Annotated in this window: 13 protein-coding genes and 1 pseudogene; 6 read left to right on the top strand and 8 right to left on the bottom strand. The window is 66.6% G+C overall.

The genetic code is table 11. The features are described 5' to 3' along the window. Positions 1-21: 21 nt before the first annotated feature. From ACU18_RS15320 to ACU18_RS15300, 4 genes and pseudogenes are all read right to left on the bottom strand, one after another. A complete protein-coding gene (locus ACU18_RS15320) occupies positions 22-588 on the bottom strand; it encodes a DUF4913 domain-containing protein (protein ID WP_050686911.1) in 567 nt (188 codons plus the stop codon). Further along, the gene (locus tag ACU18_RS15315; protein ID WP_157407740.1) at positions 585-1,355 is read right to left on the bottom strand and encodes a type IV secretory system conjugative DNA transfer family protein; all 771 of its coding nucleotides are present in this window, start codon (positions 1,353-1,355) and stop codon (positions 585-587) included. The genes ACU18_RS15320 and ACU18_RS15315 overlap by 4 nt, the downstream gene beginning before the upstream one ends. A 34-nt stretch (positions 1,356-1,389) precedes the next feature. Next, a pseudogene (locus tag ACU18_RS20460) lies at positions 1,390-2,100 on the bottom strand (type IV secretory system conjugative DNA transfer family protein); the annotation flags it as partial. A 314-nt stretch (positions 2,101-2,414) separates the two neighbouring features. Beyond that, positions 2,415-2,786, bottom strand: coding sequence for a hypothetical protein (locus tag ACU18_RS15300; protein ID WP_157407738.1), 372 nt, complete (start codon positions 2,784-2,786; stop codon positions 2,415-2,417). Between the two features lie 31 nt (positions 2,787-2,817). Between ACU18_RS15300 and ACU18_RS15295 the strand changes: the two genes are divergently transcribed. Continuing rightward, entirely contained in the window at positions 2,818-3,975 is a 1,158-nt protein-coding gene (locus ACU18_RS15295) for a GGDEF domain-containing protein (RefSeq protein ID WP_050686901.1), read from the top strand. Here ACU18_RS15295 and ACU18_RS15290 read toward each other — a convergent pair. From ACU18_RS15290 to ACU18_RS15280, 3 genes are read right to left on the bottom strand one after another with little or no spacing between them, the layout of a single operon-like run. Beyond that, on the bottom strand, positions 3,968-5,068 hold the full coding sequence (locus ACU18_RS15290) for a Gfo/Idh/MocA family protein (RefSeq protein ID WP_231686103.1): 1,101 nt from the start codon (positions 5,066-5,068) through the stop codon (positions 3,968-3,970). The genes ACU18_RS15295 and ACU18_RS15290 overlap by 8 nt on opposite strands. Next, complete coding sequence (locus ACU18_RS15285; protein WP_050686899.1) at positions 5,053-5,751, bottom strand: ThuA domain-containing protein; 699 nt, start codon at positions 5,749-5,751, stop codon at positions 5,053-5,055. Before ACU18_RS15285 ends, ACU18_RS15290 begins: the two co-directional genes overlap by 16 nt. A 49-nt stretch (positions 5,752-5,800) precedes the next feature. Further along, complete coding sequence (locus ACU18_RS15280; RefSeq protein ID WP_050686897.1) at positions 5,801-6,979, bottom strand: Gfo/Idh/MocA family protein; 1,179 nt, start codon at positions 6,977-6,979, stop codon at positions 5,801-5,803. A gap of 143 nt (positions 6,980-7,122) precedes the next feature. On the opposite strand from ACU18_RS15280, the gene ACU18_RS15275 reads away from it, so the two are divergent. From ACU18_RS15275 to ACU18_RS15255, 5 genes are all read left to right on the top strand, one after another. Then, positions 7,123-8,151: a LacI family DNA-binding transcriptional regulator gene (locus tag ACU18_RS15275; protein WP_050686895.1), complete on the top strand. Its 1,029-nt coding sequence runs from the start codon at positions 7,123-7,125 to the stop codon at positions 8,149-8,151. 77 nt (positions 8,152-8,228) lie between these two features. Then, a complete protein-coding gene (locus tag ACU18_RS15270; RefSeq protein ID WP_050686893.1) occupies positions 8,229-8,864 on the top strand; it encodes a GntR family transcriptional regulator in 636 nt (211 codons plus the stop codon). A 10-nt stretch (positions 8,865-8,874) separates the two neighbouring features. Beyond that, positions 8,875-10,395 (top strand): MmgE/PrpD family protein, encoded by a 1,521-nt coding sequence (locus tag ACU18_RS15265; protein WP_050686891.1) that lies wholly within the window; start codon positions 8,875-8,877, stop codon positions 10,393-10,395. Then, on the top strand, positions 10,396-11,301 hold the full coding sequence (gene prpB, locus ACU18_RS15260; RefSeq protein WP_050686888.1) for a methylisocitrate lyase: 906 nt from the start codon (positions 10,396-10,398) through the stop codon (positions 11,299-11,301). It abuts the gene before it with no gap. 62 nt (positions 11,302-11,363) lie between these two features. Then, positions 11,364-12,503, top strand: a complete 1,140-nt coding sequence (locus tag ACU18_RS15255) for a bifunctional 2-methylcitrate synthase/citrate synthase (protein WP_050686886.1) — start codon at positions 11,364-11,366, stop codon at positions 12,501-12,503. Between the two features lie 30 nt (positions 12,504-12,533). On the opposite strand, the gene ACU18_RS15250 is transcribed toward ACU18_RS15255, so the two are convergent. Next, positions 12,534-14,501, bottom strand: a complete 1,968-nt coding sequence (locus ACU18_RS15250) for a glycoside hydrolase family 32 protein (RefSeq protein ID WP_050686884.1) — start codon at positions 14,499-14,501, stop codon at positions 12,534-12,536. Between the last annotated feature and the right edge of the window lie 31 nt (positions 14,502-14,532).

Raw genomic sequence — 14,532 nt, 5'->3', positions numbered from 1 at the left:
GCTTTAGGTCCGCTACGCCCGCTACGGAACGGTGGTTGCGTCGAGGTTGTTGCCTTCGGGGAGTGGGTCGGTGGGGTAGCGGGTCATTTGGTGGTCGTGGTTTGAGCGGCATTCGGAGAGGGGTCCGCCTTCGGTCATGATCCGGTCGAAGTGGCGGTCTGCGTGGTCGAGCATCCAGGTGCTCATGGCTCCGCCGCCTTCGGCGTAGGCGACTTCGTAGGCCTGCCATAGGGCGGTTAGGCGCATCATGACGGATTCGTGGTTCCACCATTGCCGGCACCATCGGATGGCTGTGGTGCCGCGTTGGGCGAGTACGCCGGGGCTTGAATCGTAGTGCTCATACAGGGGCCCGTAGACCCCTTCATAGAAGTCATAGACGGTACGGAAAGCAGGCTCAGGAGCCTCCTCGGATTCCTCCACAATAACGGCGGGTTCAGGGGCAGGGACTGGCGCGGGAGTACCACTGGCACTGGTGGCCGGCGGCTCGGCAGCCGCGTCCTGCCCTGGGTCGGTGCCATCGAAGAGCAGACCGATTCCCGGAAGGTGATCTTCCGGGAACTGGCCGTCCTGTGCAATGGCGTCGGTCATGCCGGCACCGGGGTGGTGTCAGGGTTGCGGCGGATTGGCTCGGCTTCGGTGACCGCGTTATGGATGGTCGTTTCGGCCTGGGGGTCGCGGGAGCGAAGGGACGCTTCGAGGGCTTCTTTGTGTTTGGTCCACATCCAGGGGGTGGACTTGACCAGGGCCGCCCGGTTCTGGCCGGTGAGCAGGATGCCCCTTCCCTTGGGCAAGGCGGCGAGCTCGGCCACATCGAAGATGCGGTCCCGGTGTTCTTGTGCCGGGCCGCGGGGTGCGTTTTTGGATCCGGGTGAACCGGGGGTGGTGTAGTAGTAATCCCCAACCGCTTCTGAGGTTTTGGACAGGAACGGGCCGGGCTTGTTCCCGCCGAGGTACAGGACCCAGTTGGCTGCTTGGTAGAGCGCTTCCATGCCTTTTTCGCCCCACACGGATTCGCCTTGGGAGTAGGACTGCAAGATGGTGGCCACGAGGATTCCACGGGAGCCAAAGTGGGAGTATTCCTTGGGGAGTTTGGACCAGCGGCAGACATTGGCCGCTTCGTCCAGGATGGCCGAGAGCGGGACCGGCATCCGTCCGCCGGGGCATTCGGTGGCGTACTCGACGGCGGCTTCCAGGACGGCCACGGCCATGGCCGTGACCAGGGCGCGGCCGCCGCCGGCTGAGTCCTTGGACAGTGAATAGAGCGTGTCTTTGCCCCGGACGAACTCTGCCGGGTTGAAGTGCCGGCGTCCCCGGTACACCGAGCCGGGAACCCCCGTAGAAGGCGACTTCGTCACCTTCTACGGGGTTGACCCACCGCGCGATTGCGTGGCTTGTCAGGCATTCGGTCATGATCTGGGCGGTGGAGAACACACCGGAGCGTTCGGGCAGGGAGTCCGGGGAGAAGATGCTGGCCAGCTGGTTCAGGACTTCGACGTGGCGGGTTTCGTTCAGGATCGCGATCGATTCGGGTTCGCGCACGTCCCGGTCTGAAATCCATTCCTGCACCGTGGACAGGGGCAGGCCCTTCACCGCGGCTGCGAGGAAGAACCCGCGCAGCAGCTGCGTGGCGCGGAGTTCGAAGAACTGGAATCCCTTCTCGCCCACGGCTTCCATTTCGGCTTTGGCGAACGTGTCAGCGAGGGTCCAGGCGCTGGCCGCGTCGTGGACCATTGAGAGGGAATTCCACCACCAGGTGGGTGCTTCCCCGACAATCCGCTGGGGATCAAAAACCCAGATGTCCCCGCCGTTCCCCGCCCGCACATCACGGGTGGCGTCGGTGAGGAACCGTTTGTTCTCGGTGACCATGACCGCACCGGGAGCTTCGAGGATGAACGGGACAGCGTAGGAGGCGGATTTGCCGGCGCGGGGGCCTGCGAAGATCAGGCCGACCAGTTCAGCGTTCGCGTACAGCGGCTGGGTGGTGGGGACGATCTTGCCGAGCTCGAACCCGGGCCAGCCGTCAGCCTGGCATTTCATCTTCCGGTTATCCGCGACCGTGGCTTTCGCCGAAAGGGATTTGACCTCTTTGAAGGAGGCCATGTGCCGGGCTGCCGGGTCCACCCAGGAGGACTTGGGTGAGGCTTTGCGGGCCAGGAGGAACCCGCCTACAAGGGTGGCCGCTATCAGTGCCGCGACGGTGCCCATCCCGGCGATGTACACCCCGGAGAACTCACGCGGACCTTTTAAGAGCTCCTGGATGACTTTCTGAGGCCCGGCCCAGGTTGCCGTGGCGTAGAACCCGCCGACGCTGATTCCGGCCACCACGGAGGCCAGCACACTGATCAGGATGGCCGCCCCGATCATTGACATGCGGTTTTTCTCGCGGAGGTACCGCGCTCTGGTTGGTGCTCCCATCAGGGGGCCTCCGCATCCTTGGCGACGACGCGGTTGCTGCGTTCGTCGGTGTTGTGGTGCTTTTTCTCTATGTCGGTCAGGGTCATCTGCACCGGGATGCCGACCCGGCCGGGAACCTTCAACAGCATTTTTCCGGCGCCGGGAGGGGCCGCCGGGGTCCCGTCAGCGTTCAGTTTCGGCTTCCAGTCCGGTGGGGTGTTGAACCCGGCTACCGTCTCGATTTCCTTGGCGTTCAGCGGCTGGACTGCGCTGAGCTCGTTCAGGTCATCCAGGGACAGGGCCATCAGGCCCAGGATGCCGCTGCGCTGGGCGAATCCTTTGGCCGTGGCCCGGTCTTTCCCGGAACGTGTGCAGTGCCATACTGGGGGCACGGGCGGGCGGAGTTTGGGGGACCTCGAAGACATGGTTTTGGATACGGAGACCCTCCGGCTCTCATTCGGCATAATGGCGCTGGCCCTCGTTGTGCTTTTTTACTTCTCCGCCTACCGGGTGACGCGCTCGCCGTACAGTGGCTGGTGGTGCGTGGCCCTGCTGTTTTTCCTGGCGGGCTCGGCGTGCTTCCTGCTGGACGGCACCGCCCACCAGGTCTGGGCCAATCCGTTGGGCAACACCCTGCTGGTGCACGGCGGCGTGGCCGTGTGGGCCGGGGCCCGTTCGCTCCGGACAGCTGCCCCGAACAAGTGGGCCTTCGCGGCAATCCCCGTGGTCACCCTGGTGGCCTCCGTCCTGGACAACCCTGCCACCAACGTGTGGTCAGGCGGCCCCGTGTTCCTGTTTGCCATGGCCCTGACCATCGGCCTGGGCTCCCGAGAACTGTGGCGCCTTGAACCGGGCTACTCCCGCGTCCGGATCCCCATGGCCACGGCTGCGGGCGGGCTGGCCCTGTTTTACTTCCTCCGCTGGGTGGCCTTCCTGCTGGAAGGCCAGAACGGCCCCACCTTCACCACCATCTTCGGCTCAGCCGTGACCACCATGATCACCATGGTGCTCCTGGTGGTGGTCTCCTTCAGCATGGCCGCCCTCAGCAGCGAACAGCAGACCCGGGCCCTGCGCGTGGTGGCCACCCGCGACGACCTGACCGGCCTCTTGAACCGGAAGGCCTTCCTGGACCTGGCCGCTGAACAGCTGTCCGACCGGGCCATCACGGGAGGCTCCGGTGCCTTGATCCTGGCCGACCTGGACCACTTCAAAGCGGTCAACGACACCTTTGGGCACGCGGCCGGGGATGTCGCGCTGAAGGCCTTCGCCACCGCCTGCACGGATACCGTGCGGACCACCGACCTGGCGGGGCGTTACGGCGGCGAGGAGTTTGTCATCCTTATCCCCGGTGCCAGCGCCGAACGGGCGGAGCTGATCGCCGGGGAAATCAGCCGCCGGCTGGCCGCCTCGCCCACGGTGGACGGCATGGTGATGCCCACCGTGAGCTACGGCATTTCAACGTACGACGCCGGTACCGCGGACATCGACGACGTGATCGTCACAGCGGACGCGGCGTTGTACACGGCCAAGTCGCTGGGCCGGAACCGGATTGCCCGCAGCGACCACCGCGGCCTCAGCTGACCGCAGGCTCCGGGACCGTCAAGGGAACCAGGGCTGGCCGCGCCGCGGTGCTTTCAATGGCCACGGTCCTGCCCGTCCCGGCGGCCACCAGGACCGACTCCATAACATCCAGGACATGGTAGGCCAGCCGGCCGCCTGCCCGCGGCTCGCTGCCGGGCGGGGTGGCGGCGAGGTCCGCCAGGCCGGCGCCCCGTCCTGCGTCCACAAAGCCTGCTGAGACCGGAAGCACCTCCCAGCCGGCGGCGCCCAGCGCGAAAAGCTCAACATCGCCGTCGAACCGGTTGGGATCCGGGACCACCAGCGAGCCGCGCTCGCCGTGGATTTCGAGGTTGGGCGCCTTGGTGCGCACGGCGTCGAAGCTCATCACCAGGGTGGAGATGGCACCATCGGCGTGGGTCAGCATGGCTGCGACGTGCGAGTCAACGGCCACCGGAATCACCTCGCCTTCGCGGGCGCCTGAGCCGATGATGCGCTCGGTCCGGGTCCGGCTGGCGGCGCCGGTCACTGACACCACCGGGCCCAGCAGGTTCACCAATGCACTGACGTAGTACGGGCCCATGTCCAGGAGCGGCCCGCCGCCGGGCTGGTAGTAGAAATCCGGATTCGGATGCCAGGATTCGTGTCCCGGCGTTGCCATCATGGCCGTGGCCGACACCGGCCGGCCGATCCGGCCGTCGTCGATCGCTTTCCGCGCCGTCTGGATGCCCGTGCCCAGGACGGTGTCCGGCGCGCAGCCCACCACAACGCCGGCCGCATCTGCCGCGGCCAGGACATCCTTGGCCTCGGCCAGGGTTGCCGCCAGCGGCTTCTCGCCGTAGACGCCCTTACCGGCGGCAATGGCTTGGAGCGCCACCTCGGCGTGGACGGCGGGGATGGTCAGGTTCAGCACCACATCCACCGCGGGATCCGCCAGGAGTTCCCCGACCCCGACGGCGCGGACGCCCGGGTGGGCATCGGCCACCGCCTGTGCGCGGGCAGGATCGATATCCGCCACGGCCACCAGGCGGATCGAGTCGTCCTTGGTGAAGGTGGCCAGGTACTGGGTGCTGATCGCGCCGCAGCCCACCATTCCGATGTTCAACGGCTTGCCCACAGCATGCCCCTTTCAATGATGGTCCGGACGTTGGTGTCCTGGAGGACTTCCACGCGGTGACCCGGTGTGCTGACGAAGATCCTGCCGGCACCCCATTGCCGGGTCCAGATGGCGGGGGAGGTCACTTCCCGCTGCCAAGGGTCCCAGGACCGGGCCTTCTGAGTGGTGGTGGCCAGTACGTCGATGTAATCGTCCGAGAGGACCCAGTACTGCTCGGTTTCGAGCTCAAAATCGGCGATGCCCTCGGTGATGGGGTGTCCAGCAGCCGCGGGGAGCATGTTCACCGTATACGGCACGTAATTGTCCGCCTGCTCACCCTTGAGTTCGTCGGCGTGCTTGCCAGGATGGCAGGCGAATTGGCCCCCGATCAGGTGCAGGTAGTCCGAGGTGTTCCGGTAGGAATCGGCGATGCCGCCGTGCCAGCCGGCCAGTCCGGTGCCGCTTTCGACGGCCGCCCGGAGTCCCCTAAACTCATCATGCTCAATGGTGGACATGGTCATGCACTGGACGATCAGGTCCACCCTGGCCATGTATTCCGGATCGGCATATATTTTGGCTGATTCCTCCACGCGCACGGTGTAGCCGTTTTCTTCCAGGAACGGGATGAAGAGCTCCGTGGCTTCGACGGGCTGGTGGCCGTCCCAGCCGCCGCGGACCACAAGCGCATTTTTGCTGCCGGTCATTAATATTCCTCTAACTGCATGTATCTGTCGGGATTGCTGGTGGGTTAGTTCAGACGCTGTGCCATTGCGACGACGCTTCGGCGCTGGCCTCCACAGCAGCCAGGACGCGCTGCACCTGGAGTGCGTCGGCGAAGGAGGGCTCGGGCTGCTGACCGGCCGCAAGGGCGGTGACCAGGTCCACCACCTGGTGCGTGAAGCCGTGTTCGTAGCCCAGCCCATGGCCCGTGGGCCACCAGTTACCCACGTAAGGGTGCTCGGGCTCGGTAACGATGATCCGGCGGAACCCGGCATCCGGGCCTTCGGCGGCGTCGTAATAGGACAGGACGTTGTTGTCCTCGAAGTCGAAGGCCAACGAGCCCTTGGTGCCGTTGAATTCAAGCCGCATCGCGTTCTTGCGGCCCAGTGCCATCCGGGTGGCCTCAAAGACGCCCACCGGCCCGCCGTCGAACCGTGCCGTGAAGATCGCGGCGTCGTCCACCGTGACGGTTCCCCGCGGTCCCTCGGCCGCCGTATTGCCGTGGCCACCGAGCCCCACGAGGTCTCCGCCGAGCGGACGGTCCGGGACGAACGTCTCCAGCAGCGCTGACACCCCGGTGATGTGGCGGCCCAGGATCCACTGCGCGGCGTCGACAATGTGGGCGCCAATGTCCCCGAGTGCGCCGGAGCCTGACTTCGACTTGTCCAGCCGCCAGGTCATGGGGGCGTTCGCATCGCTGAGCCAATCCTGAAGGTACTGCGCCCGGACGTGCCGGATGGTACCCAGCCTGCCTTCGGCCACCATACGCCGGGCCAGCGCGAGGGCAGGGGTCCTGCGGTAGGTGAACCCGCACATGGCGAAGATGCCGTTCCGGGCCGCGGCCGCAGCAGCCGCCGTCATTTGTTCAGCCTCGGCCACCGTATTGGCGAGGGGCTTCTCGCACAGCACGTGCTTGCCGGCGGACAGGGCGGCGATGGCAATCTCGGCGTGCGTATCGCCGGGGGTGCAGATATCGATCAGGTCAATGTCGTCGCGCTCCAGCAGCCGCTGCCAGTCAGTTTCCACCGAAGCCCAGCCCATTTTGGCTGCGGCGGCTTCGACCGAGGCTGCGCTCCGGCCGGCGACTGCTGTCAGTTCGGGCCGGAGCGGCAGGTCGAAAAAGCGGGGGGCGGTGCGCCAGGCGTGTGAGTGGGCGGCACCCATAAAGGCGTAGCCCACCATGCCAACACGCAGCGGGGATGGAGTGGTCATAGGTCCTCGTTGACTCAGGTTTCGAAACATTTCGAAAAGATGTACGCTTTTCTCTTATTGAAATCTATTACCAATAAGCTGAACCGGTCAATGCCACGGACGTCTTCTTCATTTGAGCAGCGAATGTTTTCGAAAGGTTGGTCATGGCGGAAGAGCAATCGAAGTGGACTCTGGCGCAGCTGGCCCATGAAGCGGGAGCGTCGGCCTCCACCGTCTCCAAGGTCATCAACGGCAGGCCAGACGTTTCCGCCGCGACCCGTGCCAGGGTCCTGGCAGTGCTGGACCGCACCGGCTACAGGTCTCCGGTGCAGCAGCGGCGCGCCCTGGCAGACGTTCCCGTGGTGGAAGTGGTGCTCGATTCGCTCAACTCCGCCTACACGGCTGAGGTGGTCACCGGAATCCTTGGCTGCGCCGCGGACCAGGGTGTGGAGGTGCTGGTCACTGCCATCGGCGCCGGCGGCTCCCGGCCCTTGAATCCGGAACAGCGAGCCCAGCGCATTGTGGACCAGGGGCGGACCGGCCTGATCCTGGTGACGTCAGCCTTCGGCAACGGTCCACTGGACGCATTCCACCGGCGCGGGGTTCCCGTAGTGGTCATCGATCCACTCAATCCGCCGCCGGACGAGGTGGTAAGCATCGGCTCGACGGACTGGACGGGAGCCAAGGATGCCACCAGCCACCTGCTGGGCCTGGGCCACCGGCGGATCGCGTTCCTCAGCGGTCCGGAATCCATGGAGTGCAACCAGGCCAGGCTGCACGGGTACCTGGCTGCCCTGCGGGCGGCCGGGGTGGCGGTGGATGGCCGCCTGATCATCCCCGGCAGCTTCAGGACCGACGACGGCGCCAGGCGGCTGGGTGAACTGCTCCGGCTGGAGCCACGCCCCACAGCCGTTTTCGCCGCCAGCGACACGATCGCCCTCGGAGTGATGTCCGAGGCGCTGCGCCGGCAGCTCCGGGTGCCTGAGGACCTCAGCGTGGTGGGCTTTGACGGAATCCGCCAGGGCGCGGAGTCGGTACCGGCGCTGACCACCGTTGCCCAGCCCCTGCGCGAGATCGGCCGGGCCGCACTCCGGGTGGTCCTCCGCCAGGTCAAGGGCGAGGTCCCCGATTCGCGCCGGGTTGAGCTCGCCACCCGGCTGCTGGTCCGCGAATCCACCGCGGCCATCGAATAAACCTCAATTTGTATACACAGGTGGCGTGATTGACGGATTCCCTCGCTGCTGATGGTCGCTGTGTATACACTGAGGATATGCGTGCAAGCGAAAGGGCCTATACCGGCCTGCGGGGGGACATCCTCGACGGGCGGCTGCCTCCCGGTACCGTCCTCGCCGAGGTGGAGCAGGCCGAGCGTTTGGGCGTCTCCCGTACCCCGCTGCGCGAGGCGCTGCGCCGGTTGGCCGCCGAAGGCCTGGCCGCACCCGGCGGGCGGGGACTGGTGGTCACGGGCGTTCCGCTGGCGGCCATCGACGAACTCTTTGAGCTGCGCGAAACCCTTGAATGCCGGGCGGCGGCGCTTGCCGCCGAACGCGGGGATCCAGCCGTCTTCCGCGGCCTGCAGGAAGAGCTGCTGGCCGCTCCACTGCTGATCTCCGGTGACGTGCTTGAGCTGGCCGGGTACTACACGTTGGTGGGCAGGCTGGATACCGCCATTGATGCCGCCATTGCCAACGCCTATTTGGCCCAGGCCATGCAGGGCCTTAGGGTCCACCTGGTCCGGATCCGCCGGCTCGCGGCCGACGACGCCGGCCGGCTGACCGCCGCCGCGGCGGAACACGCCGCCATTGCCGAGGCCATTGCGGACCGCAATGCGCACCTGGCCTCGGCAGCAGTAACACTTCATCTGCACCGCAGCCTTACGCACATCAAAGCAACCCACACGTCCTAGAAGGAGTCCCATGGTTCAGGAGCATCACGTCCGGGTTTACCGGAGCGAGGAAAACCTTGCCCGCGAGGATCAGCTGGCGCACAAGATCGCCGTGGTTGCAGCTGATCCCGTCGAGGTAAGCGCGGAGGTGACGGAGATGGTGATCAACCGGATCATCGACAATGCCTCGGTGGCCATCGCGTCGCTGAACCGGGCCCCTATCGTCGCGGCCAGGGCGCAGGCGCTCACGCACGGCCCCAGTACGGGCGGGAAGGGCGCCAGGGTGTTTGGCATTGCGGAACGTGTTTCCCCGGAATGGGCGGCGTGGGCCAACGGCGTTGCGGTCCGCGAACTGGACTACCACGACACGTTCCTCGCAGCGGACTATTCCCACCCGGGGGACAACATCCCGCCGATCCTGGCCGTGGGCCAGCACGTGGGCTCCTCCGGCCGTGACCTGGTCAGGGCGATCGCCACCGGCTATGAGATCCAGGTGAACCTGGTGAAGGCCATTTGCCTGCACAAGCACAAGATCGACCACGTGGCGCACCTCGGCCCGTCGGCGGCCGCCGGGATCGGCACCCTCCTGGGCCTGGATGTGGAGACCATCTTCCAGTCCGTGGGTCAGGGCCTGCACACCACCACTGCCACCCGGCAATCCCGCAAGGGCGAAATTTCCACCTGGAAGGCGCACGCCCCGGCGTTCGCCGGCAAAATGGCCGTCGAGGCGGTGGACAGGTCCATGCGCGGCCAGACGTCGCCGGTGCCCATCTACGAGGGCGAGGACGGTGTGATCGCCTGGCTGCTGGACGGACCGGACGCCTCCTACACGGTCCCGCTGCCGGTACCCGGAGAAGCGAAGCGCGCCATCCTGGACACGTACACCAAGGAACATTCCGCCGAGTACCAGGCCCAGGCCTGGATCGACCTTGCCCGGAAACTGAACCGCGAACACCCCGAGGCCACCGACCCCGCCAACGTGGCCTCCGTGCTCATCAAAACCAGCCACCACACGCACTACGTGATCGGCTCCGGCGCCAACGATCCCCAGAAGTACTCCCCAACGGCCTCGCGGGAAACCCTTGACCACTCCATCCCGTACATCTTCACTGTGGCCCTGCAGGACGGGTCCTGGCATCACGTTGATTCCTACGCCCCCGAACGCGCCGCCCGGCCGGACACCGTGGAACTCTGGCACAAGGTGTCCACCGAGGAAGACCCGGAGTGGACCCGGCGCTACCACTCGCTGGATATCAATGAGAAAGCCTTCGGCGGTTCCGTGGAGATCACCCTGAACGACGGCACGGTCATCACTGACCAGATCGCCGTGGCCGACGCCCACCCGCTCGGCGCCCGGCCTTTCGCCCGCGAGCAGTACGTGCACAAGTTCCGTACCCTTGCCGCCGGGCTCGTTGAGGAGGCCGAAATCGACAGGTTCCTCGCCGCCGTCGAACGCCTGCCCGAACTGGCTGCCGGCGAACTGGACCAGCTGAACATCGAGGCAGCACCGGGGATCATCAACCCCGCCGGCGCACCCAAGGGACTGTTCTAAATGCTGTACTCGGCTGTGACCCCCGAACAGAAACGGATCCGGTTCCGGGAGCTCCTCGCGGCGGATACCATCGCGCAGTTCCCCGGCGCGTTCAACCCGCTCTCGGCCAGGCTGATTGAAGAAAAGGGATTCGAGGGCGTCTACATCTCCGGGGCCGTCCTGGCCAACGACCTGGGCCTGCCGGACATCGGCCTGACCACCCTCACGGAAGTGGCCACGCGCGCCGGCCAGATTGCCCGGATGACGGACCTGCCCGCGATCGTGGACGCTGACACCGGCTTTGGTGAGCCCATGAACGTGGCCCGCACGGTCCAGGAGATCGAAAACGCCGGCCTGGCCGGACTGCACATCGAGGACCAGTTCAACCCCAAGCGCTGCGGGCACCTGGACGGGAAGAACGTGGTGGACCTGGACACCGCCGCCAAACGCATCCGGGCCGCGGCGGACTCCCGCCGGGACCCCGATTTCCTAATCATGGCCCGCACGGACATCCGGGCCGTTGATGGACTTGCGGCCGCGCAGGACCGCGCCAAAGCCCTGGTGGACGCCGGTGCGGACGCGATCTTCCCCGAAGCGATGGCCACGCTGGCCGAGTTCCAGGCCATCCGGGACGCCGTGGACGTGCCCATCCTGGCCAATATGACCGAATTCGGCAAAAGCGAGCTCTTCACCACCACCCAGCTCCAGGGCGTGGGCGTGAACATGGTCATTTATCCGGTGACCCTGCTCCGTAGTGCCATGGGCGCTGCCGAGCGTACGCTGGACTCGATCAAGGCGGACGGAACGCAGGAAGCACAGGTTGGCGCCATGCTGACCCGTGCACGGCTGTACGACCTCGTGGACTATGAGGGCTACAACCGGTTCGACTCGGGGGTCTTCAATTTCCAGGTGCCCGGGAAGCACTGACCCGCACCCACCGCCGGCCACGGCCGGCATCCGACAGGCGACAGGAACAAAGGAGTTTCAGCATGGCTGAACAGGACATCAAAAAAGGCCTCGCCGGCGTGGTGGTGGACTACACCTCCGTCTCTGCGGTCAACTCGGACACCAACTCGCTGCTGTACCGCGGGTACCCGGTCCAGGAACTCGCCGCCCGATGCAGTTTCGAGGAGGTGGCCTACCTGCTGTGGAACGGGGAACTGCCTAGCGCGGAGCAGCTGGCGCAGTTCACGGCGCGGGAGAAAGCAGGCCGGGCCCTGGACCCCGTGGTGAAGCAGGTGATCGACGCGTTGCCCGAATCGGCACACCCCATGGACGTCTGCCGGACGGCGGCCTCGGTCCTGGGCGCCCGCCACCCGCAGGCCGAGGACCAGTCCCGCGAGGCCAACATGGCCAAAGCGATCGACCTCTTCGCCGCCATGCCTGCGGTGGTGGCCTACGACCAGCGCCGCCGGCACGGCCGGGACGTGGTGGAACCGCGCGATGACCTGGGCTACTCCGCGAACTTCCTGTGGATGACCTTCGGCGAGGAAGCCGTCCCCGAAGTGGAGGAGGCGTTCAACGTCTCGATGATCCTGTACGCGGAGCACTCCTTCAATGCCTCCACCTTCACCGCCCGGGTGATCACCTCCACCCTCGCGGACCTGCATTCGGCCGTGACGGGTGCCATCGGGGCGCTGAAGGGCGCGCTGCACGGCGGCGCCAACGAGGCCGTGATGCACACCTTCGACGAGATCGGCATCCGCCCGGACGAACCCCTCGAGGAGGCTGCTGCCCGTGCCAAGGCGTGGATGGAGGACGCCCTGGCGCAAAAAAAGAAGGTCATGGGCTTCGGCCACCGCGTCTACAAGCACGGGGACTCGCGCGTGCCCACCATGAAGGCGGCCCTGGACAAGATGATCGCGCACTATGGCCGGCCCGAGCTGCTGGGGCTGTACCAGGGCCTGGAAACGGCAATGGACGAAGCCAAGGCGATCAAGCCGAACCTGGATTACCCGGCAGGGCCCACGTACCACCTCATGGGGTTCGACACCCACACCTTCACCCCGCTGTTTGTGGCCAGCAGGATCACCGGCTGGACCGCGCACATCATGGAGCAGCTCGAATCAAACTCGCTGATCCGGCCGCTGAGCGAATACAACGGCCCGGCGGAACGGCACCTTCCGTAGGGCCGCGCCGGCTGCGGGAGTCCGACGGCGTCAGCGGGCTGCGCCGAGCGGGGCGTAGCGTGCGTTCCTGAGGGCCAGCCCCGGCCCGTCGGAGACAAGGTTGATGGACTCCACGCCGGCCCCGGGAAACACCAGCGACGTCAGGGCCTGTTCGCCTCCGTTGACAAAGACCTCGACGGAGGAATGGTCCACAAAAACCGTCAGGTCCACGCTGCCGTCCCGGGCCGGTGCCCGGGCGGTCCGGCGTTCCGTGAACAGCCGGCCCAGGTTGGTCCCGTCGGCTGGCTGTTTCCGGCTGACGGAAGCCGTCCCCGCGGCGAAGTCGTAGCCGATGGTGGCGTAGACGGCCTCCCCGCGGCCAAGTTGGAGCAGTGCCGTGGCGTCGCCGGCACCCGTTTCGCGGCCGCCGTCGGCTTCCAGGGTCAGGTCCAACCGGTAGGCGCTGCCGTTCACGGCGGGCAGGCCGGCCGTTCCGTCCGGGGTGATGGCTGCCGGCCCCGACGTAACGGGAGGGCCCTCAAGCCCGGCCAGCGCCCGGGCCGGCGTGGAAACCAGAGTCGGTTTGCCCCTGACGGTTTTGAGCCGGAGGTCGCGGACTATGGAGTCCATTCCGCCGTGCCAGTCAGCGGTGGGCAGTTTCCGGGCGTAATCCCAATTGTTGACCCAACCGATGGCCTGGCGGGACTGCATCCGCTGGCCTTCCGTCAGCCGGGGGTCGTCCCAGGTCACGGCCGCGTAGAAGTCGGAGCCGGCATCCAGCCACTGGTGCCCGTCGCCAGCGGGGGTGAAAGTGGTCCCGTCCCAGCCGCCGGTCCAGTAGGCCACGCCGGTGGTGCCGCCTTCTCCGGCGCCGTTGCCGCTGGCAGCCAGGACCCAGGTCCTTTTGGCTGGGTCGCCGTCGAGATCGAGCTGGAAAAGATCCGGGCATTCCAGCGTGCCCAGGCCGGGCAGTTCAACGCTGGAGGTGTACCGCCAGGACTTGAGGTCCGTCGAGGTGTAGATGCCCAGTTTTCCACCCTCGGCCAACGTCATCAGCCATTGCCCGTTGGCCTCGTCCCGGATGATTTTGGGATCCCGCCAGTGGGTTTCACCGGGATTTTCCATGACGGGATTGGCGTCAAAGGCGGTGAAGCTGTAGCCGCCGTCGGTTGAGTGGAACAGCGACTGCCGCTGGACGCCCTGGTCCTGCTGCGTCAGGACGGCGATCACGGCGCCCTCCCCGAACCCGGCCGTGTTGTTGTAATCCACCACCGTGCTGCCGGTCTCAATGTCGCCCAGTCCATTTTTGTACTTGGGGATGGCAACGCCCTCGTCCTGCCAGGTCACCAGGTCGGTGCTGGTGAGGTGGTACCACTCGGTGCCGTTGCCTTCCGGGTAGTCGGCGTTGTAGAGGTAGTAGTAATGCCAGCGCCCGGCCAGGAAAAAGGGCCGCTGGGGATCGTTCATCCAGTCCTGTCCGGGAGTGATGTGGTACGCCGGGCGGTGCGGGGACGCGCCGGCGGGACGCTCCGGAACAGCCGCGGGGGTGGCCGGTGGGTCCGTTTTGCCCAGATCGGCGAGCATCGCCGCCGTTGCCTCGGGGGTGATGCAGTCAGGCCTGCTGATCTCCCGTTCCACTGCCTGGCGCGTTGTGCCGTCTTCGCTGGACCGTACAAAATACCTGCCGTTGGTCCGTGCCGCGGCGACCCAGCCGTCCGCGCAGCTGATGCTGCGCAGGTCCTCCGCGCCGGCCGGGTCGACGGGGCCGCCGGCCTCCAGGGTCCGGTCGCCGCCCGCCAGCCAGTACGTCCCGTAGGCGTCCCGGGAGGCTTTGAGGCCGGCCTGGGCTGCTGCGACACTCCCAAGGGCAGTTTCGGCGCTTTCCTGGCCGGCATCAGGTGTCCCGGTGCGGGGCAGGAATGCCAGCAGCCCCACCAGCAGGATGCTGAGGGACAGCGCCACGGCCAGCCAGGTGCTGCGCGTGGCGGTGGCGGGGGAGGGGAGCCAATTCTTGGGCATCGGGACCGTTCGGGTTGAGGCCGGTACCGGC

It is taken from the genome of Arthrobacter sp. ZBG10, assembly GCF_001238605.1.
Lineage (GTDB): Bacteria > Actinomycetota > Actinomycetes > Actinomycetales > Micrococcaceae > Arthrobacter.
The sequence above is the reverse complement of the archived record's forward strand: the minus strand, read 5'-3'. Positions and strand labels throughout refer to the sequence as shown.

Coding starts and splice junctions, on each gene's coding strand:
- ACU18_RS15320 (WP_050686911.1), bottom strand. CDS start 588: ATGACCGACGCCATTGCACAGGACGGCCAGTTCCCGGAAGATCACCTT.
- ACU18_RS15295 (WP_050686901.1), top strand. CDS start 2,818: ATGGTTTTGGATACGGAGACCCTCCGGCTCTCATTCGGCATAATGGCG.
- ACU18_RS15285 (WP_050686899.1), bottom strand. CDS start 5,751: ATGACCGGCAGCAAAAATGCGCTTGTGGTCCGCGGCGGCTGGGACGGC.
- ACU18_RS15280 (WP_050686897.1), bottom strand. CDS start 6,979: ATGACCACTCCATCCCCGCTGCGTGTTGGCATGGTGGGCTACGCCTTT.
- ACU18_RS15275 (WP_050686895.1), top strand. CDS start 7,123: ATGGCGGAAGAGCAATCGAAGTGGACTCTGGCGCAGCTGGCCCATGAA.
- ACU18_RS15270 (WP_050686893.1), top strand. CDS start 8,229: ATGCGTGCAAGCGAAAGGGCCTATACCGGCCTGCGGGGGGACATCCTC.
- ACU18_RS15265 (WP_050686891.1), top strand. CDS start 8,875: ATGGTTCAGGAGCATCACGTCCGGGTTTACCGGAGCGAGGAAAACCTT.
- prpB (WP_050686888.1), top strand. CDS start 10,396: ATGCTGTACTCGGCTGTGACCCCCGAACAGAAACGGATCCGGTTCCGG.
- ACU18_RS15255 (WP_050686886.1), top strand. CDS start 11,364: ATGGCTGAACAGGACATCAAAAAAGGCCTCGCCGGCGTGGTGGTGGAC.
- ACU18_RS15250 (WP_050686884.1), bottom strand. CDS start 14,501: ATGCCCAAGAATTGGCTCCCCTCCCCCGCCACCGCCACGCGCAGCACC.